The organism is Catenovulum agarivorans YM01 (genome assembly GCF_000281085.1).
GTDB lineage: Bacteria > Pseudomonadota > Gammaproteobacteria > Enterobacterales > Alteromonadaceae > Catenovulum > Catenovulum agarivorans.
On sequence record NZ_JH767531.1, the window covers coordinates 41,521 to 67,040 of the forward strand.

A 25,520-nucleotide genomic window follows, 5' to 3' on the forward strand; every position below is an offset into this window, starting at 1 on the left:
ACAAATTAAGTTAGGCTAATCTTTGCTTATTTGTACTAGCGGCGTGTTTGGGGGTCTGGCATTATTTAAATGGAATGACAAAATCTTAAGCTACTGAATTCATTAACCGCTAACTCTGCTGGATAACCACGCGCCTTAGCATAAGCTAGGGCTAACTCTGTTACTTGTTTTTCCTGACACGCCTGAGTAACTGGGAAGTGATGTTTGTTTAATCCCTCACCGAGTTGATTTGAATCGACCAATCCGCAATTTAATAAATCACGTAAAATCGCATCCGCTGCATTCAAAGCAGACGACGCCTTTACGATTTCAGCTCTAGCGTATCGTTTATGGCTAAAAGAAGCCGACATAGCGCGTAAATCAGGATCTTCCCCCGGAATTTGCTGCGCGCCAAACATAGGTTTGCCATATACCTGAGCGGATGAAAATTCTGGAATAAATTGGCTGATATGTTTAATTGCGCCTAAGGTGCGTGACTGCACAGTCGCCGCTGGCCATTGGTGATATATTTTATCTAAAAAGATTTGTGGCAATTTAGGTTGTGCGCTGTTGTTATTACTTGCAACCAAACCTTGTTCAAATAAGGTGATCTCTTTGGTCATACCATGCAATTGAAAATAACCATTGTGGTAAGGCGTCAATTGCGCCATGCCTTGAGGTGTACCGCGCTCACCATAAAATAACACCTCAGGCCAAAGCCCCTGACACTGCGGCCAATGTGCAACATAGGCAGCTTTAAATTCAACCATGCGCTGCCTGTTTATATTGATCAGGTCGTCTATTTCACCACTTTTAAAGCCACAGGCGTTAATTACATAATCAAAGTCTAATTGTTCTGTTTCGCTTGTATGTTGATTTTCAATGGTTAACTGCCAACCGTCAGGTGCTACTCGTGGAGATATGGCGGTAACTTTGCTGGCTAATTTTATATGACAGCGGGTCAAATTTTGTTGAGCTAATTCGGCAATCGCCGCAATGCGAAATGCCGACCAGCCATATTCTTGCACTAACACCAGCGGAAATTTTAATTTAGACATATCAACATGTTTGGCAAAAGCAATTACCCAATCACTGCGTTTTGTGATTGCTGTTGGCAGTGGGCTCTTGGCTAAAGCCTGTAATTGCGCTTGTGAGTACAATTCAAAGTATTCGTCTGGCTCACCAAGTACTTTGTTGCTGGCATCGTCTTTGACCAATTGGCGATATCTTTCACGCAGTTTGCTTAAACGCGGTAATAAATCCAATGGTTCGGTTTTTTCCGTTTTCGGTAAAGCAACAAGTGTTGCGCGCGCATTAATCGCCAACGGGAATACTTTTGCAGTTTCAATAGCTTGCTGTAGCAAGGTTAAACATTGCTCATCAGATATTTCTCGGTAAAAATTACCACCAGCATGTAAATGGCAAAAAGGCGGGCCATTAACTAAGGTATCACCCTGCTCAATTACAGTGGTATCTATTCCGAGTTCAGAAAAACGTAAAGCTATAGTGGCGCCAGCAACACCGCCGCCAATAACTGCAACTTTAGCCGAAGGTTGGTTCATTCTCGTGTGCGATCAAGTTCAAATCGGTTATTGTAATAGATCTCAACCTAGTCACCAACAGTTAAAGCTTAATATCAGACTATATGTTTCTGTTCCCTACTAGCTTTTGTTTGCAATCATAACGACAAGTGTGCCCTTCAATTGCAAAAATGACCATGAGTCCTATACTCAATACAGTCATATTTTTTGAAATTTCTTCCATGTCAGAACCTGAACACGAGTATATCGCCCTGCCGATAAAGTTTATCGAAGAGCTGAATTTAGCCAGTGATCTCAAGCAAACTTTGGCATGTATAGCCTCTTGGTGTTACTACATTTTCGATGTTTCGAGAGTAAGCATCACGCTATACAATGAAGACTCAAAAGCACTTACGGTATTTTCATTAGCGGGTAACACAGCGATAGAGCTTGGCACTGAAGTGCCAATTAACAGCTCTTTTGTTGGTCAGGTTTTTCAACAGCGCCAAGCAGAGCTTTATTTACACAGTAGTGGCAAAAATTACATTGATACAGACGCGCTCGCGCAAAATGGCATTTTCGCTTGTTTTGACGTGCCCCTGATCAAACAAAATGTATGTTATGGTACGCTCAATTTTGGCTTTAGTGACCAAGTAACTTCACAGTATTTTGACCAACGCAGCGCCAGCACCTTTGCCAATTTTCTTTCTGTGTACATTTACATGTATTACAGCTATAGCCAAGAACACGATTTCGCGAGGAAAGATCCGTTAACTAAACTGCCAAACCGTCGTGCACTTATCGAAGATGCCAAACGTTTAATTAGTCAAAACGAATCAAATCTTCAATATTACCTGCTGCTTATTGATATAGATTATTTTAAAAATATTAACGACACCTTCGGCCATGATTTCGGCGATAAAGTGTTGGTTAAATTTGCCCAAGAGCTCAGTGGCTGGTTTGCCAAAGAGTCAGTGCACTGCTATCGCTTAGGTGGCGAAGAATTTGTCGTGTTAATTGAGAAATCACAATTAGACAAGCTAGACGATCAGCTAGAGTCTTTAACTCAATTAGAGCTTAATTTGGAAGAACAGGTTATTTCGATTTCAACCAGCATAGGGCTCGCTCAATTTCAAGCGAACGAAAGTAGCATAGCTAAAGCACTCTCTCGCGCAGATCAAGCTTTGTACCGTGCAAAAGACTTAGGCAGAGGTTTAGTAATAAAAGCTGAATAAGGTTTACCTTGCAGAGTAGCATGATAAACACTAGAATTGGTCCGGCCAATTAAATCAAGGAATTAATATGATAAAAAGTTACCTAGTGCTTGCCGTTTTATTGTTAAGCAGCTGTGCAAATACCAGTGTTGAAAAAAATAATAAAACTAATTTGCTCCAATCTTTAGACCAATGGCAAAACGTATACAATGATGGTGAAGCTAATTTGGTTGATGGTGAGATAGAGCTTATCTCCAAACGTAATTGGTTTTACCTAACTAAAAAACAATATAAAAACTTTATATTCGAGGCTGAAGTAAAAATGCCATCTGGCATTAGCGAATATTACAACTCAGGTTTTATTTTCCGCGCACAAGTTAGAGATAAAGGTGATTTTCAAGAAGCTTATGGTTACCAAGCAGAAGTTGACCCAAGTGATAGAAAGTGGAGTGGTGGTTTATACGACCAAGGCCGACGTCAATGGCTAAACCCTATACACCCAAGCCGCTCTCACCCAGACGAAGATTTTAAACAAAATTTATCCCCAGATTGGACGGCCGAAAAATCGAACGCTTACAAAGCGGATGAATGGAACCAGTATAAAATTGAGTGTATAGGCTCTGAGATAAAAATTTACCTCAACGGTGTGTTAACTACTCACGTTATTGATACTAAAGATGCACAAGGTTTTATCGGTATTCAACACCATGGCAGCAAAGCTTTTGCTGAAACAGGCGCACGCGATAACGTGGTTAGATTTAAAAATATCGTGATTACTGAGTTATAAGAAGTTATTTTGAGAAGTATTTTGCCCGATGAAGGTTCGGGCAAATTGACTCTGTTCAACTAGTCAAACTTAAGCTCGATCCGCTACTTGCTGAGCCAACATACTCAACTCTGCCGCTTTAAAGGTATGTGATTGTTTCATCGCCAATTCTGTGCGGTTAATACAATCTAAAATCAATTGGCCAAAATACGGAAAGTGCGATTGGCCGTAACAGTCAATCTCGCTTTCAGATTCTTGGGTAACTAAAAATATCTTAGAAACCGGTGCTGCACGCGCAACATCCATATATTTTCTGATTTCAATTGTACCTTCAGTGCCAACAATAAAACTGCGTCCATCCCCCCAAGTAGCTTGCCCTTGTGGGGTAAACCAATCGACTCTGGTATAAAACGAACAACCGTTATCTCCTGTCATCGACGCCTCACCAAAGTCTTCTAATTCTGGTTTATCTGCATTATTTACATTGCGCACGCGGGCAAAATTAATGCAAGCATCGCTTGCACCCGAGTAGGTTAAGAACTGCTCTACTTGATGCGAACCTATATCAGTTAAAATGCCACCATAACTGGCTTTTTCAAAAAACCACGCTGGGCGATTTTCTTTGGCTAATCTATGTGGAGCTAAGTTAATGACTTGAATAACTTTACCAATTTGACCTTCTGTGATTAATTCACCTGCACGCCACGCAGCTTCATTGTGCAACCTTTCTGCGTAATAAACAGCATAGATGCGTTTTGTTTGTTGCTGAACTTGTTTAACTTCTGCCAACTGTTCAAGCGTGGTAAATGGCGATTTATCGGTAAAATAATCTTTACCCGCTTGCATCACTTGTATTCCTATTTGTGCGCGCACATTAGGAATAGCCGCTGATGCAACAAGTTGCGTTTGTTCATCTTGTAAAATTTGCTCGAAGCTGTCTGCTACCTGAACATTCGGGTATTTTTCACAAAACGCCGCGAGCTTTTTCGCATCAGGTTCGAACACATACTTTAGTGTTGCACCAGCTTGTAATAATCCATTGGTCTGACCAAAAATATGGCCATGATCTAAAAATGCCACTGAAAAATAAAATTGGTTTGGTTCAACAACTTTAACTGACTGGCCAACAGGCGCATAACTAGCGCCATCTTTGTGGTTAACTTTATTACTCATTAGTTTTCTAACCCAACTTGATCATCATCGAATATACAACACTTGATAGTACCGCAGTTATGCACAATGCCATTGCTACGTTAAATACTAGCTTCTTTCGCCCTTTAGGGGTTGCATCACCCAAATAGGCTTGATTATTGTTTAAAAACGCCCAGCCGATATAAGCGATAGGCAATAAAAACCCACAGATTGCCGAGGTAGGAACAACTAGATATGGACCCATTTGTGACCAGTAAAATACACCAAGTACGGCTGGAGTTGGGGCAAGCAACGCGAGTTTGTATTTAAGGCCATCTTCCGGCCAGTTAAACATGGCCGCAGCAGCAGAGCCACAACATAGCATATGCATAACTAGGGATCCCACAGCCATACCCAATATGCCAAATGCAAATATCAAACGACTGGTGACTTCATCTAACCCAGCTGACATAAACATAGTACCAGCCTGCACCGGACTTAGTTTACCTTGGATATCCATATCTGCGCCGAAAAAAGCTCCAGCTGCCGCAATAGAAATTAAACTGGTGACTAAAAAATATGGCACAACCAAACCAAGCGCAATGTCGTATCTGGCTAGTTCTGCATGCTGCTTATTCCATTTTTTATGTAGCAAAGTGTAGCCGTAGATAAAGGTCATGTTAATACCTACCGCACTGCCAAGTGCCGCCATTACAACAGTTACACCAGCACTATCGGTCGGCAAAGACCGCGGGACAAAACCCGACAATACCGCACCCCAATTAATTTTACCGTTAAGTGCAGCGCTCATTACAACCCAAGCAAACGCGATAATTATCATACCGCTGAGCAATTTAATTCCAGTTTCGAAAACTTTAACTGCACGGCCATGCGAGCCATAGCTCCATGCTGTGTAAGCACAGCCAGCCCAAACTAGCGTAGCCAAAATCAGTAGATAGATATCGTGACTTAGCCAAGAATCGCTATCTACGGTCAGGCCTGTGCTAACAGCAATAATTTCCTCAAGCATACCTGCGCTTAAAGGATAATGGGCAAAGCCCCAAATAATTGACGAAGCAAAAGCGGCAATCGCCCAGCCCCAAGCTAAATAAACGCTGACATGTTTTTTCATGGCAGTAAAAGGTTTAACTTGGGTGTGTAATGTTTGATGCGACAAAGCAAATAACATGATGCAGCCAATTATCATGGCGATAGGTTGCACCCACAATAATTCGTAACCAAAAGTAGCGCCTATGGTTAATGAGGTAACCGCACTGCCACCACCAAGTGTCATTGCACCTTGTAACCAACCTGGGCCACTTAATTTGACATAACCAGGAACTCGTTTAAACCAAGGTTTTGCTGATAAAGCCTGTAGCGTTGCGCTTTCGGATGAATGGGTATCTGTGTCATATTGCGACATAAAATAAACCTTATTATTGATTATCTGTAGGATTTACTCATATCTACAGTAGCTTGAATATTGCTTTTCACGCGTAACTTCGACGAAGCTATTTTTTGCTCTAGTTGCTGTTGATAGGCTTTACGATCAAATGGTAGTTTAACCTGCTGATTGGTCCAACTTGACATTAATATGCCGTTAGCAATATCAAGTGAAGCTAAACCAGCCTGTGCTGGTGTCATCAAAGTTTCTCCAAACAAAATCGCTCTTACAAAATTATTTAGAATAATCGCGTGTTGGTTTACTTTCTCATTAGCCGTGATGTCAGTTATTTCTACTTCGGGCATACCAAACATATCTGTGGTATTTCGGCTAAATGCTTGTGTGCTTTGGCCATTTAGTTTTTGAATCAATTTACCTGGTTCGAAATGTAGGCTACCTTTATCGCCGATTATATCGAAGCGATTGACACCGGGAGATTCGCCAGTTGATGCAACAAAAACACCGGTTGCCTTGTTGGTATAACGGAAATATGCAGTCACTTCATCTTCTACTTCAATGTCGTGATATTTACCAAATTCACAAAAACCGTTAATGCTGGCGGGTATACCACAAATCCACTGAAAAATATCAATATTATGAATACACTGGTTAACTAAAGCACCACCGCCTTCACCTTTCCAAGTTGCTCGCCAGTCGCTTGCCTGAAAATAAATTTCAGGCCTAAACCAATTTGTCATAGTCCAATGAGTGCGGGTAATTTCACCAAGTACACCTGAGTCGACTATTTGTTTAATTTTAACGTAATTGGCATCGGTTCTTTGGTTTAACATCAGCGCAAATTGGGTGCCTGGCTGCACACTAGCAACTAACTGTTCACCTTCAAATGAAGACAATCCTATTGGTTTTTCCAGTAAAACATGAATGTTTTTTTGCAACGCGTATTGGCTAATCTCGAAGTGAGACATAGTTGGTGTCGCGATTAAAACAGCATCAACAATACCTGAATCTATCAGTGCCTTATAACAACTAAAATGACGAACACCTTCTAAATCGTTTGGCGTTTGCTGGCGAGAACATACAGCAGTTAATTTAGTATTTTCAACTTCACCCTGCAGCACATTATTAATGTGCTGTTGCGCTATATTGCCTAAGCCAATAACGCCCAATTTGACTATCTTGTCAGCCATTGTCTTCCCCACTAATTAAATTTATTTTTTATGGTATCTGTAGTAAAAGGTACTGATTGGTCTTGAGTCGACCTGCGAATTTTTTCTATGTCTACCGCTTCAACCGCTGTTGTTGAATTGTTCCAAGCATTGCGAATGTATGTGGCGATATCGGCTAACGCTTGATCATCAAATCGACTATTGCCAGCTAATCCCGGCATAGACATCGGCGAGTCATACATTTTGCCGTTTACTTCCATTTTTCCAGTAAAACCATGTAACAGAATTGCTGCAAGCCGCGCGTTAGAGCCAGTTACCCACTCACTATTATTCAAAGGCGGTACAATTGCAGTACCTTCACCGTCTTTGCCGTGGCAACCAAAACAGGCTGCTTCGCCTTCAAATAAAGCTTTGCCCCGATTAAAACTTGCTAATTGTTTTTCTGACAAGTTGGCCAAAGTGTTATTTGCTATGGCTACTTTCATAACGGTAGTAATTTTGTCGATATTTTCTTGCGAAATATTGCTGGATTGGCTAGATAAAAACTCAGCTTCCGCGCTGCCAAGGGCAGAGTATGTAAAATCTGTCAAACCAAATTTATTGATGAGCACAGCTAACACGTCCCATGCTTTATGCTTCCCACAGGCAAATTCAAGAGCATTTTTGCTTTCTGAATCTACCTTCTGCGCTTGCAGCGATAACCACTGGTTAATTGCAGGTTGTTGAGGTAATTTTGCAACAAGTCGATAAATAGAGCGCTGAACCTTAGGATTGTTCGATTGTGCAGCTTGTTTTAACACAGCAAAATCAACAATACCCATGCCCTCTAAAGTCCATAACGCGTTTATTTGCGCCAAAGTATTCTCTGGCTGTGAAGCAAGTTTCTTTAAAGCGGGTATGAGCTGTGTATGTTGCTCCATCACAATGAGTTGTTTTGCCATATCCCTATGCCAGCCGTTGTCATGACTAAGATAGGACAAAAGATCTTCAGGCGCCACATCATCCAAATAAGTGACTTTTTTCATAGGTGAATTTTTGTGTTTTAACCGATAAATGCGGCCAATATGTTTGTTGCGTTCTAAATCGCGCATATTTATTTGCTCACGCAAATAAGTGGTTAAAAATGTTCTGTGCTGAACTATCCCGTGATAGAAATCAAGCAGCGTAACCGTGCCATCAGGAGAGTTGTAAGCGTTGACAGGTCTAAATCGTTCATCAGTTGAAGCAAGTATTTCTTGTTTTTCAAATAGGTTTTCACCTGTGACAACCCCCTTGTTTTCCAAAATTCGTGTTGCTTTAACTAAATTGGCTGCGGGTTCAGATACTAAACCTATACCCTGATATTCGTCAGGGAATTGATTGCCGCGATAAATTAACGGCCCACAAGCTGCGGTATGATTAGCTAGACGATAGTTTTCGTCTAAAATCCCGTCAACATAACCGCGATTTATCCCAGGATTAACCCGAATTGGGTATACATCTGTTGTACCAACTGGCTGGGCTAACACAGATTTTGGAAATTTGTATTTGTCATTTTGGATAGCTGCGTCTGGTAAAAATGACGTAGTTTGAATTGGGCCAGAATTAAAATTGAAATAGTGGCGACCATAGTCGTCTTGCGAGATCCCCCACTGTCCCCTAAATTCGGTGCGCGCTTTAACCATCTTCCATAAGTGATTGCGATATATTTCTTCAGCGCCCACAGGTAGATTTGCAGTCAAAGGATATGGGCGATACTTTACATCGGCTTTTGCGCTGTAATACCAATTGTCTAAGCTATACAACAAACCATTAGGTTTGTGTTCAATATTGCCGCCTGCGGCGTACTCAGCATCAATTACTTCAGTTTTACCCGCTGAGAATTTATTTGAAATTTCAGTAAAATACAGTTTTTCATTATCCGCCCATAAAATGCCACCTTGAATAAACGCTAGTGCTCTAGGTAACAGCAATTTCTCTAGGATTACTTGGCGTTCATCCATCACACCATCTTTATTTTTATCCTTCAATACAACAATTTGACTTTCATGTTGCATTTCGCCATTAGCTTCTGCATCAGGCATAAATGTGGTCATTTCAATGACCCACAAGTTGCCTGCAGCGTCATATTGTGCTGCAACCGGATCAAATACCAAAGGGCTGTTTGCAACGACTTCCAACTGAAAATCAGGGTGCACAACAAATGACTTCATTGCATCTTCTATATTTAAAATTGGTGCTGGTGGAATAGCTTCTCTAGGCACAACTTCTTTCATGTCGTGACCATCTCTATCCCCCGGATTTTCTTTGGTAAATTCTTCTTTTTCCGATATTGCCTGCATTTCTGCAGCGCTGGTTATCATTGACATTCCAGCTAAAACGCACCAAACAGCTAGTTTGATTGTTAACTTGTTATTATATATTCGCATTACCACCCCTTATTGGCCTGACCAATTTATTTTAAAAGTATTTCTTTTATCGAGTCAACCTCGAATTTATGGGAGTTTTTCCAATATTAAAATTGGTCATGCCTTATTGGTTTTAAAATCTTTGTTATTTAGGCATAATAAGCATAGATGATTTTTATTCTTACATAGACACATGGAAAATTCTCAAAAACGCTTATATATTCAGATAGCGACCAAATTAGCGGCCGAAATATCTGCAGGAGAAATAAAACCTGGTGAGCGGTTCCCTTCAGAAAGAGATTTAGCGTCTAAATATAATGTGAGTCGCTCGACTATCCGTGAAGCCATGATCGCATTAGAAGTAAACCAATTAGTTGAAATTAGAACAGGTTCTGGCATATATGCCCTTGAGCCAACAACTGTAAATCCAATTGATCTAATTGATGAGTTTCCAAGTCTTTTTGAGATATTGGAAGCAAGATTCGTGTTAGAAACAGAAGCGGCAAAACTTGCCGCAACTCGGATCAGTAATAGTGAATTACATCAGTTGATGCAATTATCCACAGCTATGCAAGAGGCATCGGAAAGCAGTGATGTTGCTAGAGCAGAAAAAATTGACCAGATGTTTCATTTAACCATAGTGCGAGCGACCAGAAACAACGCTTTGATTTCATTATATGAATGGTTATGGCAAGCACGACAAAAGTCTGTAGTCACGAAACAGTTCCACCATAAACTACGCCAAAACAATGCAGATGCAGTATTAGAAGAGCATCGCAACATGCTCAACGCGTTAATGCAACGAGATGAAGAATTAGCAAAAACAACAACTATGCATCACCTTAAACAAGTTGAAAAACGTTTAGCCACCGACAGCTTTAGCTAACGAAAATAATTGGTATGGGCTGAATGAGCGACTAAAGTTTAAGGGGTAAATATATAAAGCAACTAGCGCATAAAATTTAATACTGCTAAGCTGAAAAAATTACAATAAAAAGGAAAAGTGTATGATTTGCCCTAAGTGTCAATCGCATATGAAAGCTTTAAATGCTTTACCTATTACAGCGCTTAAATGCGAAGGTTGTGCAGGATTATGGTTTAAAGACGGTCAAATTGCAGTCGATAAAGCAATCGAATATGCCGAATTTTTTGATTCGCAAAACAACAAAAACGACGGTTTTTTTAATCAAGTTCGTGAAATAGATTGCCCAGAATGTTCTAAACCTATGAGTAAAATGACCGACAAAAGCCAGTTTCATATCAAGTATGAAATGTGCACAGACTGCCGTGGCGTCTTCCTGGATGAGGGGGAGTTGTTAGATTTGTCTGAATTTACCTTGGCTGAGCGTTTACAACAGGCGATTAAAACTTACCAATCAAATATTAAGTAGATCAGTATCAATTGTGTAATTTTGCCTAATTCCTTTATTAAACGAGTCCGACGTCACAATTTATTCATGGAACCAGACTTTCGCAAGTTACAGCGAGTAATTTGAGCTACACTAAATTCAGCTGATGCATCAGTGCTTAACCAAAAACATAAAACAGACGGAATATTCGTAATGAAATTAAAAAGTAGTGTACTAATTTGCCTTACGTTAGGCTCTGTAGGACTTGTAGGTTGTAACGTTGAAGTTGAAATTGATGAAAACGAACAAGAAGAACAAGTTCAAGATAGTGATCTTGATGGGGTGATTGACCAAGAAGACGCATTTCCTTTTGACGATTCGGAATGGGCTGATCAAGATGACGACGGCGTCGGAGATAATAGTGACAACTGTTTAAATATTCCAAATGCTAATCAGTTTGATGACAACCTAGATGGACTCGGCGACGCTTGTGATATATTTGCGGCTAACGAGTCGGCGATACCCTTTACGGCTGATGAAGCAAACTTTGAAGGCGTAGTCGCATGGAATGTGGGCGCACCTGCTGCAGAAAACGACAATACGGGTCACCAAATTCCAGTGCCCTACTACATTGAAGACATAAATGAATTCGCTTATTACTACATGGCATCACGAGACTATGCTGGAATTAACCCAAATAGCCCAGGCGTGATTGCCGCAACCGATGGCGGTATGACGGGTTTCCCTAATTTTGCACATGCTTTGCACCTTGCTGGTTATAGTGAGTCAGACATTAATCTGCAATTTGGTTTGATGAGTCTAGGTGCAGATATTGAGGGTCAAGATTGGACTTTAGTCGGTAGCTTAGAAACCCGTTTTTATACGGGCGGAACTTTTACCATTACGCTTGACGGTGAGGTTATTGTATCTGCACCTATGCCAAAGCTGACCCTCTCAATTGAGTATAATGAGGCTCAAAACCCTCTAGACGATCAGATTTTTGGGATAACGGAAGCGGTTGCCTTTCATCTTATCGAAATAGAAGATCAACTAGACGAAGAATTAACTGTGATAGCTAAGGCTTTTTTGAAAGACATAGCTCAATCTAGTTCAGGTTTAAGGCTCGTTTTTGATTCTATTCAGCCTGCAGGGCAATCAGAATATGTTGATCCAGCAAACAACAGGGGGGGCGCTTATTTTGAACCTCAACTTGGTAAACTTGAAATTGTCCATGATTAACCCAGCCTGTTAGACTTCGTATTGACGGAGCATCTTGTCCAGTAATAACTCAAGTTGACTGACTTCAGAGCTTGTCAACTTGAGTGGTTTTTTTTCTATTGCATGTATCTTAGGCATAATTTCTTCAACTAACTGCTTGCCTTGCTCTGTTAGTTGAACCATTTTACTGCGTTTGTCATCCGGATTTTCAACACGTATAACTAACCCTAAACTCTCAACTCGATTGACTACTTTAGTTAGACCACCAGAGCTAAACATCATAGTTTGGTATAGCTCAGTTGGCGTTAAAGTATAAGGTTGCCCACTTCGTCTAAGTGCGCTTAACACGCCAAAGTCTGCAATTTGTAGATGATAGCTTTTTAGTAGATCACTTACACCTTGTTGAATGTGCTCATGTATTCTATGCATTTTTAATACAGTAGGATTGAGTGTGCCAGTTATTTCGGGCCATTTGCGCTCGATACCAGTCAGCATTTGCTGAATAGATTCACGTTTAGTTGTCATAATTAGTTGATACTAGTAAATCAGTGATTGTTAATAATATATCTTGCTAGGAAGGTAAAAATCAACTAATATCTTTCTGGTAAGATAAATTTGGAGGCGACCAATTAACAAAATTACTTTACCTTTTACCCTGTTATTAGCGTCTATCTTCGCAATATCACCTTTTGCGATAGATACCTATTTGCCCGCCATTACATCAATTGCAACAGATCTAGCAGTTGATGCTGAATGGGTCAGTATGACTGTGAGTTTATATGTGTTTGGCCTCGCTTTTGGTCAATTATCTGGTGGGCCTTTGTCAGATAAGCATGGCAGACGTAACATTATGTTGGTTGGTTTAGCTGTTTTTGCAATAGGCTCTATGTTATTGGCAACCGCAAACAACATTGAACAGTTATGGATTTATCGAGTGATTCAGGCTTTTGGTGGTGGTATTACTGCTGTTTGTGTTCCAGCAATTATTCGGGATCATGTTTCTGGTGCTCAAGCGGCTAAACTATTCTCGCTGATTGCGCTAATTATGATGTTGGCACCAGCTATAGCCCCAAGTATAGGCTCGTTAATTTTAACCTTTGTCGATTGGCATGGCATATTTGTGTTTTTAACTCTGTTTGCCTGCATATTAGCTTTCACAATTGTCAAAATGTTGCCCAACATACAAGCGACTAACCGCACAAGCCAAAACAAGACAACTTATTGGAAAATTTTTAAACATCCACAGGCGTTAAAGTTTTTAATTGCGCAAGCCTGCGGTTACTCTGTGTTGTTAATCTTTTTAACTAATGCACCACTGATTTATATGACGAATTTTTCATTATCATCAAGTCAGTTTTCTATGTTATTTAGCTTAACGATTGTTTTCATTATTATCACCAATAGAATAAATGCTTGGTTATTGAATCGTTACACACCACAAACACTGCTAAAAATGTTTTTTGTTTTGCAATTTATTGGTGGATTGGTCTTTTTGTTATCTGCTTGGCAATTTAATCACAACTTGGTTATGGTATTTATTGCCTTTACTATTTCTGTGAGTGCGATTAGTGGTATGGGGCCAAACAGCCAAGCCTGTTTTTTACACTATTTTCCTGAGCATGCGGGCCGAGCATCTGCCGCTTTAGGTTTTAGTCAATATGCTTGTGGTGCCTTAGTCAGTGCGACAGTGTCAGCTTTGTATAATCAAAGCTTTTGGCCTGTGAGTATTGCAATTTGTTTGTTGGCGACTATTTCTTTATTGGTGTTAAATTTAAAATGGCAGCTAACTAACTAGCTGCCAATTTTTTAACCTCTGTCTGGATAACTGTAAGCAGTTCGTCGTATCTATTTTCTAGCTCGGGCAATAATTTTTGGTAACCTTCAATATCTTCAGCTTTTGCTTTATTTTCAGTTTGGATAAATACTTCACGTAGCAGATCCCCACCTAAGTCACCACACTGGCCTTTAAGGGCATGGCTCAATTTTTGTACTTGTGTTGACTCACCTTGTTTGATTGCTTCTAACAGTTGCTCGACTTTATCAGCCGATTGAGACAAAAATATCTCACATATTTTTATGTATAAATTTGTGTCATTGAGCAAACGAGACATTGCTTCTTTGGTATTGAGCACTTGTTTGTCTTTTTTCAAACTAATTACTTTTTGATCAGAATTTGGTTTATTCATTTGAGTTAATTGCACCTGTTCGGTTGATTTACGCGGCTCATCGTTTATCAAGTATTTTGACAATATTGAAAATAAGTTATCTGGATCAACAGGTTTAGAAATGTAATCGCTCATGCCAGCAGCTAAACATTTTTCGCGTTCACCCGACATTGCGTTGGCGGTCATAGCGATAATGGGCGTCTCTAAATATTTTATACCAGCAGAGCCTTTTCTGATTTCTTTGGCTGCCTGATAACCATCCATGATAGGCATATTACAATCCATTAAAATAGCTGAAATTCGAATATCAGAATCGCTTAGACTTTTTAATTCCTCAAGTAAATTTAAGCCGTTATACGCAGTTAATACCATAGTTTCTTGGGTTTCAATAATACCTTTAGCCACTTCAATATTGATTTCGTTGTCGTCTACAACAAATATGGTTTTGCCACTTAATCCCGCATATTTTAAGTTACGGTTTTGTTTTGCTAAAGCTTTGGTATTTTGTTTATAACCTAAGGCTTGTGATGCGCCCTTATTTACCACGTCTAAAATATCGCCTAATTTCAACGGTTTATTAATACATGCGTAACAGTGTTTGCCGATGTCAAAACGGCTATATGGATTGACTAACACAATGGCTTTTTCAAACTCTGAAGAGCTGACTATTTTGTTACAGGATGGATTATTTAAATCAATCACATAAAAATCAGGGTTTTCTTTTACGGTTTGTCCTGCAAATTTCGCTATCAATCGTTCCCAGTAACGCATTTCATATTCAGACGCCAGCAACAAACTGAATGTTTTACCCGCAAAAGTCTCGGTATTGTCTAGTTGTTTGCTTTTGTCTAAATCAAAAGGGAGTTTAAAGCCAAACAAGCTACCTTTACCCAATTGTGATTTAAAAAATACCGAGCCGCCCATCAATTCGCACAACTGTTTGGTGATGGATAAACCTAATCCAGTACCACCATACTCAGATGAAATCGAGGCATTTTCTTGGCTGAAAGACTGAAACAGTTTGTTGTGATTTTCTGCTGAGATGCCTTTGCCGGTATCCTTAACTTTTATTTCTAGCCAAACTTGTTTATGTTCAACCCAGGTGTTAGCTGAAATAAATACCCCACCACTTTCAGTAAATTTAATCGCGTTACTAACCAAGTTATACAAGATTTGTTTGATCCTTGAGGCATCACCAACTAGTTGAAAAAAGTCTAACCCAAGCAAATCTAGGTGGCAGTCAAGTGCTTTTTCTTGGGCTTTAATTGCAATTGAATTTATCGTGTGCTCTATGGTAGAAATTGGGTTAAAAGGCTGTTGATTGATATCTAGTTTGCCCGCTTCAATTTTAGAAAGATCCAGTACGTCATTAATCAAAGCTGCCAAAGTAGTTGAACTTTGTTCCATCATATCGATATATTTCTGTTGCTTGTCAGAGAGCGCTTCGCGTCGCACGAGATCCATCATGCCTAATATCCCATTTAGCGGAGTGCGCATTTCATGGCTTATCGTTGAAATAAAGGCACTTTTGACTTCTGATGATTGCAGTGCGAGTTTATGTGCTTTTTGTAATTGTTGTGTTCTTTCATCGACTTGTTTTTCTAACGAACGATTTATTTTCGATATTTCAGCTTCTGCGAGTTTTTGTTTGGTTATGTCCCGAACAATTAATGACAAGCCAATGAGACTTGCTGTTTCAGAACGAACAGGAGAAACCGATACTAAAAAGTGATCGTTTTGAGTATTTTTAAATTCGAAGGAGTTGTCTGCGATAGATTGTGTTTGCCCTTGTTCGAATAAGGTTTGACGTTTAACAATTTCATCGTGCGGAAAAAAACTCGGTAACAATGCGTAATGGTCAGTATTGTGCGAGAACAACTCAGGAAAAATTTTAACAGCAGATGCATTATATTTAGTGACTTGTAGTTGAGAATTGAGGCCGATAATTGCATCCATCGCACCATTAACAATAGCACCGAATTCAGCTTTAGTTTCGCTTAACGCCTGACGATTTCTATAATACAGCCAAGTGAGTATCAATATTGCGAGAAATATAGCTGAAACAATTCCGATTAAGCCATAGGTTGAGTAGCGGCGCTGGTTTAATAGCTCGGTGTAGCTGCTATAAGGCACTTTAACTAATACATTAATCTGTTGGCTATTTAACATTATTATGTCTTTGCGTTTTAACAATACTTGATGTGAATCTTGGTTAAATTTGGCGAGTTGTACACCCTTAATTAGCCAGCTTTTTACTTGATATTCACTATCTAGTTTACGTTGAAGTTCACGGTCGAGCGAAAAACTTAATTCAGGATTAGGGTGAAAAATAAAGTTATTGTCTGAGTCCATAACAATAATTTTATTATTTTCGTCCAAGGCTTCTAACCATTGTTGATATAGCTCGTTTGCATCTACGTTTAATACCAAAACTTTAGCCAATTCACCTGAATCGGCATAGATAGGTGTAGCAAATCTAATTGTCGGCTGCAGTGGATAGGATATACGCCCTTGTTCCTTGTTCAAATTGATTGGCGACACATAAACTTGCTTTTCACCCAATTCAATTACTTCCGTGACATAACCACGGTCAGCTTTATTTTGTAGTTTGCCTGCTGGCACTATATTTACCCGCGAAAAGCTTCTTTCAACTCTTACTTGTTCCATTCCTGTGTGGGCATCTATTACTCTAACTTGAAGAATTTGTGGGTAGGTAAAAACAAGTGACTCAAAAATGGTTGCAAACCTCAGTTTCCATTCTTCAGTGGGTGTACTATCTTTGGGGTCGATACCGTCATTTGCTTCAGCTCTAATTAATCCCTGCATTGGCGGTGTGCCAGATAAGAACTGCAAATAGCTGATGTTTTGTTTAATAAAACTTTTTAATTGGTTATCTACTTTATTCAGGTTGGATTCAAGTTTGCTGTTTATTTCCTGAGCTACACTGGTATGGATGACTTTTTCAAAGTAATAAACCGCAGTTACAAAAATGCCAATTAAAACCAATAACACTGTAGCTAAAATGAGCGAAGTGCTGACAGCCTTAGTGTCGTTAGTTAGTGGCATGACCCTCTCCTAGCTTGGCTGTTTTTATGCAATTACGCCCGTTATTTTTGGCTAGAAATAAAGCTTCATCTGCACTATTAATCCAAACAACTGGGTCAGTTTCATTGACTGTGTGTGTAGCTGTTATGCCTATGCTAGTTGTCACGTGACCAATAGGTGAGGCTTGATGTTGAATATTTGTTTGTGCGATTAGCGCCTGTATTTGCTCTGCAATTAATTTAGCGCCAACTAGGTCTGTTTGCGGCAAAATACATACAAACTCTTCACCCCCATAACGAGAAACGGAATCACTTTGGCGCAATAAGGGTTGTTGGATAAGTGTCGCTATTTTTTTAAGACAACGATCTCCTTCTAAATGACCGTAATGGTCGTTGTAGAGTTTAAACCAATCTACATCTAGTATGAGAAGTGCAAAAGCGGATGCGCTGCGTTTTGCAACTGATAGTTTTTTACTCAGTTCGCAGTCCAAGTATCTGCGATTATAAACACCGGTCAGTCCATCGACGTAAGCTTGTTTTTTTAATTCATTTTTTTGTTGTTGATATTTAAATTGCGCATGCACTCTATGTTTAATCGTTAATGCATTTACCGGTTTTGAGACAAAGTCATTACCGCCAGCTAACCAACATTGAGTTTGCTCGTCGTCATTGTCATGGGAGGTGACGAAGATAACTGAAATGTCGGCTGTTTCGTTAGAGGCTTTAAGAAGCTTGCAGGTATCTAACCCAGATAACCCAGGTAAACCTACATCTAATAAAACAACTACAGGTTTATGTTGATTGCAATAATTTATGCAGTCGATTCCTGAGGTACAGCGTGCGACAAAATATTCATCAGAAAAAATTTTTTCTAATACCAGGTAATTTATCTCATCATCTTCAACAATTAATAGGTGAGGCAAATTGGCTTTATCTAGGTTCATCAGTCTGACCTTAGTTCAATCCTGTTGACTACGGACTACCAACAAAAAGTAAATATTTATAAAATTATAGTCTCAAAATCTTTTTTCGCTAATGGTTTGTGATAATGGTAACCTTGGCCGATTTGGCAACCAAAAGACTTTAATATTTCTTCATGCTCAGCTGTTTCTATGCCTTCGCCTACCAGATTTAACCCCAGTGAATGGCCTAAATCTGAAATTGTTTTAACAATGTCGAGGCTTTGCTTGTCTTGTAACATGTCAAACACAAAAGACTGATCAATTTTAAGTACGTCGACCGGCAGTCGTTTCAAATATGACAAACTTGAATAACCTGTGCCAAAGTCGTCAATAGCGATAAAAATTCCAGTTAACGACAGATCACGCAAAACACTTTCTACTAAGTTAATATCTTGCATGAGTAAGGTTTCAGTAACTTCCAGCTCCAACATTGAAGTACGCAAATTGGTTTCTTCTAATACTGAGAAAACTTGCTCAAAATAGCCGGGTGCACAAAACTGCAATGCTGAAACATTTACGCAGACTCTAATTTCTTTGCCGCGGTCGTACCATTCTTTGGCTGCGATACAACTTTTACGCAAAATTTGTTGACCAAGTTGGTCTATTAAACCTAACTCTTCTGCTAGGGCGATAAATTTAGGCGGTGGTATGTAGTTGCCGTTTTTATCTTTCAAGCGAGCAAGGGCTTCGGCTGAGTTTATTTTCTGTGTGGTTAAGTTTATTTGTGGTTGAAAAAACACTTCAACACTGTTTTTATCAATTGCTTCGCGCAATATTTTTTCTAATTCAATGCGCTCGTGTAAATCTTGTTCTAAGTTCTGCGAAAAGAAACAATAACGCTGTTTACCTTGTTTCTTGGCTCTAAACATTGCCACATCTGCGTTGCGCATCATGTGGCCTTCAGTTTCTGCATCAGTTGGATTGATACTAATGCCTATACTCACTGACAAATTATACTCTTGATCTTCTAAAACAAAGGGCTTTTGCATCGATGCTTGAATGTCGCTTGCTATACTATTGAGTATACGTACAGCTTGAACATTCGGGATTAATAAAACAAATTCGTCACCACCAACTCGAGCTAAGGTGCAATTTGCATCCATAATTGAATCTAGTCGCCTTGCAACTTGTTTGATTAACATATCGCCGATATGATGGCCCAAGCTATCGTTTAGATACTTAAAGTTGTCTATATCAATCAGCATTAAGGCTGTCATTAATTTGTTTTGTTTAGAGATTTTTATCGCTTGTTCTAACCTATCGTGCAGTAATATTCTGTTGGGCAATCCGGTCAATTGGTCATTGTTGGCCAAATGATTCATTTTCACCGCCATTGCAATAGATTCGCTGACATCATGAAATACCACTATTGAGCCAGTAACATTACCATTTGCATCAACAATTGGCGCCGCCGAATCTTCCACTCTATAAACATTGCCAGTGTGACTGTAGAGTTGGCAATTAAGCGCCATACCCACCACTCGCTCTTCATACAAAGCTGCTACTGCAGGGTTAATTGCTTTTTCGTGGGTGGTGGCGTCTTTAAGTTTCATAACAGTTTCAATATGGCAGCCGACTGCTTCTGATTCTTTCATTCCAGTCATGTGCTGTGCAATCGGATTTAAAAAGGTTACAAAACCCTCTGCGTCGGTAGCTATCACGCCATCACCTATGGAGTTGAGTGTCGCTTTAAAATGTTCTTTTTCATTAAATAGCGCTTTTTTGGCGTTTTCTAAATCTTCGGCGTAATAGCGTAATGCAAGTTGGTTCGCCACACGCATTTTGCAAGTTTTTAAGTTAATCGGCTTAGTTAAAAAATCTATGCCTCCAGAGTCGAGTGAAAAATACTCTAGGTCGGGGTTGTTGTGTGAAGTGACAAAAATAACCGCGGTTTTGGCCGTTTCAGGGGCGTTTTTGATTTGTTTGCACAATTCAACGCCGTTATATTCACCCATATCTATGTCCATTAGCACCACTTCTGGTTGAATATCACGTATTAACTTAAGGGCGTCTTCGGGGGTTGTGGTGGAAGTCACTTTACCGAGGTCTTTTACCGCAGCTTCAAGTACAATTACACTTGATATTTCATCATCAACAATAACGATATTGGCAGGTGGTCGTGGGGCTTTCTCACGTCTAGTTGGTTGCATAAAAATAAAACCTCTTTTACAGCGCTCTTATTTAAGTTTAGAAGCCCCTAGTTAATTTGCTATTCAATCCTATTTGAAACTTATCCATCCGATAGTTTGTAATCTAATTGCTCTACCCACTTAACACTGTATTTCAACGAGTTAAGCTAAAACAATTTAATTTAGGGGTAAAACTTTAGGAAATTTCTTTGTCGCGTTTGCGAAATGTCTCACAAATAAAATTGGCCTTTACAAGTTGAGAATTAGTTTATTGGCTTACGCACGGCAATGTTATTTTATAAATGTGTAGCAGCGGGTTTGTCAAAAAACCAATACACCATTTTCTAGTGACACATCTATGCCCTCACTACCTTTTATACGTTTTATCCAATCATTTGCGATTTGTTCCATTTCACCGTTTGAAGATATTTCTTGCGCGGCCATTTGCCAGCGATTAATTAGATCTCGGTCACTGCTTTTTGACATAGCGATATAAACGTCTGAGCGGTTTAACACAAATACCACTTTTAAAGTATTCATAGATAAACCAAGCTCATGCGCAAGATAATGTGTGGTGAGTTTTTCAGTGGCAATTACTGGCAAACGATCCGCCATCAATCTGCGTAAATTTTGACTATGGTTGGTAACTGGATGTAAGTTTTCAAAGCCCAAACTTTCTAGCCATATTGAGCGGATGTCGCCACGTACAACTCCAATACCTGATATGGTGCGCAATTGTTCTATGTTGTCTATGGTTATCATTGAATCGTGCCGTGCGTAAACTAACCAGTTTTTCGACAATACATGTTTGATCCAGTGATAGTTGAATTCTCGTTCTTTTGTACGGGAAAAACTATAGAAGACAATGTTTCGGTATTTGTCGGCCGTGTACAAAACTCTGAGTTCAGGCATAACTTCTATTTGTGTTGTATCTTTTAATTTTCTTTGCATTGCCTTAACGATATCAGTGACATACCCGTCCACTTCGCCTGATAAATTAACGAAATTGGCCGGAGGTTCACTGACAGTTATTATACGCACTGGATCCGCTTGTGCTGCAATCGCAATAAACATTAGGCATATGAGGCAAATTTTCATGTAAATTACTCAAACACGAAGTTCGTTATAAAAGTATAGTTTAGATAACTAACAATTAAAGTTTGCTGATAATTTAACTAAGTTGTTATGCTTTATTCAGATTTTGTACTAAACCTTTGTTAAGAATAAATAATGGGTTAAGGATTTATTATGGCTAAGTACGACGAATATAAAGTGATGCATGTTGTTGAAGGTGGTTGTGGAACATTATTGTTAGGCTCAAGTGGTTTGCCACTAAAGAAGTTAGAGTCAACCTTAAATCAAGAAGCTGCGAGTGGTTGGGAACTCGTTTTTCAGGTTATTGAAAATAAGAGGTTTTGGTTGTTTTGGACACGTGAAGCCGTAATTATCACGCTTGGCAGAAAAAATGGCTAAACGCCTTATTTTAGCCGCTATTCGACGCTATCAGCGCAATGGCGGCTCTAAACATTATTTTAATTTAGAGTGTAACTTCACCCCAACTTGCTCTGAATATACAGCTCAAGCAATTACTAAATATGGTTGTGTAAAAGGCATAAAGTTCGGTTTTAAGCGCATTTGCCGCTGCAATCAAAGAGACAATCCGAATATTATTGAAGATCCGCTGCAATAGTTTAGCTCACAGGTAAAAATTAATGGACGAACAAAGTTTACGCGAGGAAGAAGAAGCGCTTCGCCAACAAATTCAAAAGCTTACTTCGGAACAAAAAAAACGTTATTACCAATTAGAAGGCCAAAGAGTTAAAGACCCAGATACTTATGCGGTTTTAAACTACTTTTTTATCACTGGTTTGCATCATTTTTATTTGGGTAAAAACCTGCAAGGTTTTATCGATTTAGCCATTTTAGCCATAGGCATTTTGTTTATTGAATATTATGGTTGGGTATTAATTATCGCCATTAGTTTGTATGAACTCATCCAATTGTTTAACAGCCAAAACATATTGTACCAATACAATAATCAAGTAATGAGGCAAACGCTTGCTGAGGTGAGCCAGCACAATATGACTGAACAAGCGAAAATTTAATCCAATAAATTGACCAGTACAGGTCGATAGAAACATGGAATAAACACTGTGGAAGAAAAAATAGTTTTTCGAGAAGACCGCAAACAATGGTTGATTATTGGATTAGCTATCGCCGCCGTTACAATTCTGGCAGTGTATAAAACTTACACTTATATATTGCCGACATTTTCAGAATTCGTCGCGAAAAAAATCCCAGCCGATATTGTGGTAGATATAGCTGATTCGACGATTGAAGAGTTAGACAAAGAGATACTCAAACCTACAAAACTGTCGGCGCAACAACAAAATCAGATTGATGCTTTATTTAAGCAGATGTTGAGCGGTTTACCTAAAACACGCCAAAGCCAATATAAGTTACTTTATCGTAGTTGGCCAGATACGCCGAATGCTATGGCGCTGGTAGATGGACGCATAGTTCTAACCGATGAACTAGTAGAATTAACCGATAATCAGCAACAAATAGCGGCAATTTTATTACACGAAATGGGCCATGTTGAACATAACCATGGGCTAGAGAATTTGGTACAAGCTTCTACCCTTTCTATCGCTGGTTTATTATTTGTTGGAGACATTACCAGTTTGAGCGCGGTTTTAATGCAAGGTGCGGTACATGGCATTAATTTATCTTATTCGCGTCAAGCTGAATTAGAAGCGGATCAATTTGCCCATCAACATATGTTGCAACACTATCAATCGAGCGAAGCATTTTTGCACGTATTAGAAAAGCTTGCTGAACACGCAGAAAATTCAGACAAAGCAGAAAATTATTCGAGCGAGCACGATTGGTTTAGTACTCACCCGAATATCAAATCACGAATTGAGATTATGCAGAAATCAAATTAATGAATCTCGGCTTAATTCATTAATGTTTTTTGCGCCAGTTAAGGTCATAGCAACACGCATTTCTTTGGCATATAGATCAAGCAAGTTTTCAACCCCAGCTTGACCATTTGCCGCTAACGCATAAATAAACGAGCGACCTAACATTGTTAAATCTGCACCTAGTGCCAACATACGCACAACATCTAAACCAGAGCGAATGCCTGAGTCGACAATTAATTTAATATCGCCTTTTACCGCATCAGCAATTTTTGGCAGTGCTTTGGCTGAAGACATTACCCCATCGAGCTGACGACCGCCATGGTTTGACACAACAATTCCGTCTGCGCCAAATTTAACTGCATCTTTGGCATCATCTTCATCTAAAATGCCTTTAATCACCATAGGGCCATCCCAAAACTCGCGGATCCATTCAAGGTCTTTCCATGAAATTGATGGGTCAAAGTTGGCACCTAACCAACCAATATAATCTTCCAATTTGGTTGGTGTACCTCGGTAAGTAGAGATATTGCCTAAATCATGTGGTTTACCCAATAAACCAACATCCCACGCCCATTGAGGATGTGTCATTGCTTGTAATATTCGACGTGCTGCAGCATTTTTACCACTCATGCCTGAATGCATATCGCGATAACGCGCACCTGGCACTGGCATATCAACGGTAAATACTAAGGTAGTTACACCAGCTGCTTTTGCACGCTCTAATACGTTTTTCATAAAGCCGCGATCTTTTAACACATACAGCTGAAACCACATGGGTCTTTCAATTGCTGGAGTAACTTCTTCAATTGGACATACAGACACTGTTGATAAGGTAAAAGGCAAACCTTTGTTGGCCGCAGCCTTTGCAGCTTGAACTTCACCACGGCGAGCATACATGCCAGTTAAACCAACAGGTGCTAACGCAATTGGCATATTGAGTTTTTCACCAAAAATTTCAGTGCTTAAATCTAACTCAGCCATGTTGTTTAATACCCTTTGTTTTAGCGCGATATCGGCTAAATCATCGGTATTTTTTTGTAAAGTATGCTCTCGATAAGATCCACCATCTATATAGTGGAACAAAAAGGGTGGTAATTTTGCTTCGGCCGCTTTGCGGTAATCTGTTGGTGCTGAAATTATCATTTATCTAACCTTTATTTTTAGTTTTACAAACAATAACGCTTTATCTTTTGTCGATAAATAGAAATAATGAACAACACTGATTCCAAAAACAAGCAAATATGTTAGCAAACGACTTAATTCTATTTTCACAAGTAATTGAGCTCGGTAGTTTTAGCAAAGCGGCTGAGGTGAATAACTTAACCAATTCGGTGGTGAGTAAACGCATTGCTCGTTTAGAAAAAGAGTTGGGCGTGCAATTGCTCTACCGCACCACCCGCAAATTAACAGTCACTGAAGCTGGCAGCATTTTAGCGGCACGCGCCAAACAAGTTGAGCAAGCGACGACAGAAGCGATACATGCTGTTTCTGGTTTAGGCGAAAAAATTACCGGCCATATCAAAATGTCGGTGCCCACTATTTCTGGTGATTTGTTATTAGCAGAGTCGGTTGCACAATTTTGTAATCAACACCCTGGATTAACCGTTGATATGTCAATGGATAACCGTTTTGTTGATTTAATTAATGAAGGATACGATTTAGTTATTCGCACAGGTTTATTAGAAGATTCCAGCTTAATCGCCAAACATATAATAGATTCGCAATGGGTTGTTTGTGCATCCCCCAACTACATAAAACAATATGGCAAACCACCAACCCCTAAAGCGCTGCAACAACACAATTGTTTAAAGTATAGTTACCAAACCTCTGGCGCAAACGAATGGGAATTTAAATCGGACACTGGCAATTATTTCGTCCGTATTGAAGGCGCGTTTTCAACCAACAACGCCAGCGCGTTACGCAAAGCTGTGCTAGCTGGTCATGGCATTGCTTATGTACCTAGGTGTTTGGTGTATCCTGATCTAGTCAGTGGCGAATTAGTCGAGTTATTTCCCAAGCTGGTTGGCAAAACGTTGGGCGTGTACGCTGTATACCCTTTCACCAAACATCCGCCAAATAAAATTAAGTTATTAGTCGAACATATCAAACAAGCATATTTAAATATGTCGCATTATTTTGTTGGTTAAAAAGGAACTTT

At 39.5% G+C, this 25,520-nt stretch carries 22 protein-coding genes; 11 read left to right on the top strand and 11 right to left on the bottom strand.

Going from position 1 to position 25,520, the window contains the following annotated elements; translation table 11 throughout:
- Nucleotides 1-65: 65 nt before the first annotated feature.
- On the bottom strand, nt 66-1,541 hold the full coding sequence (locus WSC_RS0114275) for an FAD-dependent oxidoreductase (protein WP_016956623.1): 1,476 nt from the start codon (nt 1,539-1,541) through the stop codon (nt 66-68).
- Between the two features lie 200 nt (nt 1,542-1,741).
- On the opposite strand from WSC_RS0114275, the gene WSC_RS0114280 reads away from it, so the two are divergent.
- Nucleotides 1,742-2,734, top strand: a complete 993-nt coding sequence (locus WSC_RS0114280; RefSeq protein WP_157447303.1) for a sensor domain-containing diguanylate cyclase — start codon at nt 1,742-1,744, stop codon at nt 2,732-2,734.
- A gap of 67 nt (nt 2,735-2,801) precedes the next feature.
- Complete coding sequence (locus WSC_RS0114285) at nt 2,802-3,500, top strand: 3-keto-disaccharide hydrolase (RefSeq protein ID WP_016956625.1); 699 nt, start codon at nt 2,802-2,804, stop codon at nt 3,498-3,500.
- Between the two features lie 69 nt (nt 3,501-3,569).
- Here the strand turns inward: WSC_RS0114285 and WSC_RS0114290 are convergent, their stop codons facing one another.
- Genes WSC_RS0114290 through WSC_RS0114305 form a run of 4 tightly spaced genes read right to left on the bottom strand, consistent with a single transcriptional unit; the run spans nt 3,570 to nt 9,523 of the window.
- Entirely contained in the window at nt 3,570-4,652 is a 1,083-nt protein-coding gene (locus WSC_RS0114290) for a Gfo/Idh/MocA family protein (protein ID WP_016956626.1), read from the bottom strand.
- 7 nt (nt 4,653-4,659) lie between these two features.
- Nucleotides 4,660-6,033: a divalent metal cation transporter gene (locus WSC_RS0114295; protein WP_016956627.1), complete on the bottom strand. Its 1,374-nt coding sequence runs from the start codon at nt 6,031-6,033 to the stop codon at nt 4,660-4,662.
- Nucleotides 6,034-6,053: 20 nt separating this feature from the next.
- Entirely contained in the window at nt 6,054-7,202 is a 1,149-nt protein-coding gene (locus WSC_RS0114300; protein WP_016956628.1) for a Gfo/Idh/MocA family protein, read from the bottom strand.
- A gap of 11 nt (nt 7,203-7,213) precedes the next feature.
- Nucleotides 7,214-9,523: a PVC-type heme-binding CxxCH protein gene (locus WSC_RS0114305; RefSeq protein WP_169315480.1), complete on the bottom strand. Its 2,310-nt coding sequence runs from the start codon at nt 9,521-9,523 to the stop codon at nt 7,214-7,216.
- Between the two features lie 238 nt (nt 9,524-9,761).
- Here WSC_RS0114305 and WSC_RS22950 point away from each other — a divergent pair, with 238 nt between their 5' ends.
- From WSC_RS22950 to WSC_RS0114320, 3 genes are all read left to right on the top strand, one after another.
- The gene (locus WSC_RS22950) at nt 9,762-10,454 is read left to right on the top strand and encodes a FadR/GntR family transcriptional regulator (RefSeq protein WP_016956630.1); all 693 of its coding nucleotides are present in this window, start codon (nt 9,762-9,764) and stop codon (nt 10,452-10,454) included.
- 121 nt (nt 10,455-10,575) lie between these two features.
- Entirely contained in the window at nt 10,576-10,959 is a 384-nt protein-coding gene (locus WSC_RS22955) for a TFIIB-type zinc ribbon-containing protein (protein WP_082196194.1), read from the top strand.
- Nucleotides 10,960-11,130: 171 nt separating this feature from the next.
- Nucleotides 11,131-12,156 (top strand): thrombospondin type 3 repeat-containing protein, encoded by a 1,026-nt coding sequence (locus WSC_RS0114320; protein WP_016956632.1) that lies wholly within the window; start codon nt 11,131-11,133, stop codon nt 12,154-12,156.
- A 9-nt stretch (nt 12,157-12,165) separates the two neighbouring features.
- Here the strand turns inward: WSC_RS0114320 and WSC_RS0114325 are convergent, their stop codons facing one another.
- Complete coding sequence (locus WSC_RS0114325; protein ID WP_016956633.1) at nt 12,166-12,660, bottom strand: MarR family winged helix-turn-helix transcriptional regulator; 495 nt, start codon at nt 12,658-12,660, stop codon at nt 12,166-12,168.
- Between the two features lie 130 nt (nt 12,661-12,790).
- Between WSC_RS0114325 and WSC_RS22960 the strand changes: the two genes are divergently transcribed.
- Complete coding sequence (locus tag WSC_RS22960; RefSeq protein WP_082196188.1) at nt 12,791-13,930, top strand: multidrug effflux MFS transporter; 1,140 nt, start codon at nt 12,791-12,793, stop codon at nt 13,928-13,930.
- Here the strand turns inward: WSC_RS22960 and WSC_RS0114335 are convergent.
- The 4 genes from WSC_RS0114335 to WSC_RS0114350 form a co-directional block, all read right to left on the bottom strand.
- Entirely contained in the window at nt 13,923-17,366 is a 3,444-nt protein-coding gene (locus WSC_RS0114335; RefSeq protein WP_016956635.1) for an ATP-binding protein, read from the bottom strand. The two genes, WSC_RS22960 and WSC_RS0114335, sit on opposite strands and share 8 nt — an antisense overlap.
- The gene (locus tag WSC_RS0114340) at nt 17,353-18,288 is read right to left on the bottom strand and encodes a GGDEF domain-containing response regulator (protein WP_016956636.1); all 936 of its coding nucleotides are present in this window, start codon (nt 18,286-18,288) and stop codon (nt 17,353-17,355) included. The genes WSC_RS0114335 and WSC_RS0114340 overlap by 14 nt, the downstream gene beginning before the upstream one ends.
- A gap of 56 nt (nt 18,289-18,344) precedes the next feature.
- On the bottom strand, nt 18,345-20,456 hold the full coding sequence (locus tag WSC_RS0114345; RefSeq protein ID WP_016956637.1) for an EAL domain-containing protein: 2,112 nt from the start codon (nt 20,454-20,456) through the stop codon (nt 18,345-18,347).
- A gap of 300 nt (nt 20,457-20,756) precedes the next feature.
- A complete protein-coding gene (locus WSC_RS0114350) occupies nt 20,757-21,533 on the bottom strand; it encodes a substrate-binding periplasmic protein (RefSeq protein WP_082196189.1) in 777 nt (258 codons plus the stop codon).
- A 150-nt stretch (nt 21,534-21,683) separates the two neighbouring features.
- Here WSC_RS0114350 and WSC_RS0114355 point away from each other — a divergent pair, with 150 nt between their 5' ends.
- Genes WSC_RS0114355 through WSC_RS0114370 form a run of 4 tightly spaced genes read left to right on the top strand, consistent with a single transcriptional unit; the run spans nt 21,684 to nt 23,383 of the window.
- On the top strand, nt 21,684-21,908 hold the full coding sequence (locus tag WSC_RS0114355; protein ID WP_016956639.1) for a DUF4177 domain-containing protein: 225 nt from the start codon (nt 21,684-21,686) through the stop codon (nt 21,906-21,908).
- On the top strand, nt 21,901-22,125 hold the full coding sequence (yidD, locus tag WSC_RS0114360; RefSeq protein WP_016956640.1) for a membrane protein insertion efficiency factor YidD: 225 nt from the start codon (nt 21,901-21,903) through the stop codon (nt 22,123-22,125). Before WSC_RS0114355 ends, yidD begins: the two co-directional genes overlap by 8 nt.
- Nucleotides 22,126-22,147: 22 nt before the next feature.
- On the top strand, nt 22,148-22,540 hold the full coding sequence (locus WSC_RS22965; RefSeq protein WP_016956641.1) for a TM2 domain-containing protein: 393 nt from the start codon (nt 22,148-22,150) through the stop codon (nt 22,538-22,540).
- Nucleotides 22,541-22,588: 48 nt separating this feature from the next.
- A complete protein-coding gene (locus WSC_RS0114370; protein ID WP_016956642.1) occupies nt 22,589-23,383 on the top strand; it encodes a M48 family metallopeptidase in 795 nt (264 codons plus the stop codon).
- On the opposite strand, the gene lldD is transcribed toward WSC_RS0114370, so the two are convergent.
- Nucleotides 23,375-24,505, bottom strand: coding sequence for an FMN-dependent L-lactate dehydrogenase LldD (gene lldD / locus WSC_RS0114375; RefSeq protein ID WP_016956643.1), 1,131 nt, complete (start codon nt 24,503-24,505; stop codon nt 23,375-23,377). The two genes, WSC_RS0114370 and lldD, sit on opposite strands and share 9 nt — an antisense overlap.
- 98 nt (nt 24,506-24,603) lie before the next feature.
- Between lldD and WSC_RS0114380 the strand changes: the two genes are divergently transcribed.
- Nucleotides 24,604-25,509 (top strand): LysR family transcriptional regulator, encoded by a 906-nt coding sequence (locus WSC_RS0114380; RefSeq protein ID WP_016956644.1) that lies wholly within the window; start codon nt 24,604-24,606, stop codon nt 25,507-25,509.
- Nucleotides 25,510-25,520 lie beyond the last annotated feature (11 nt).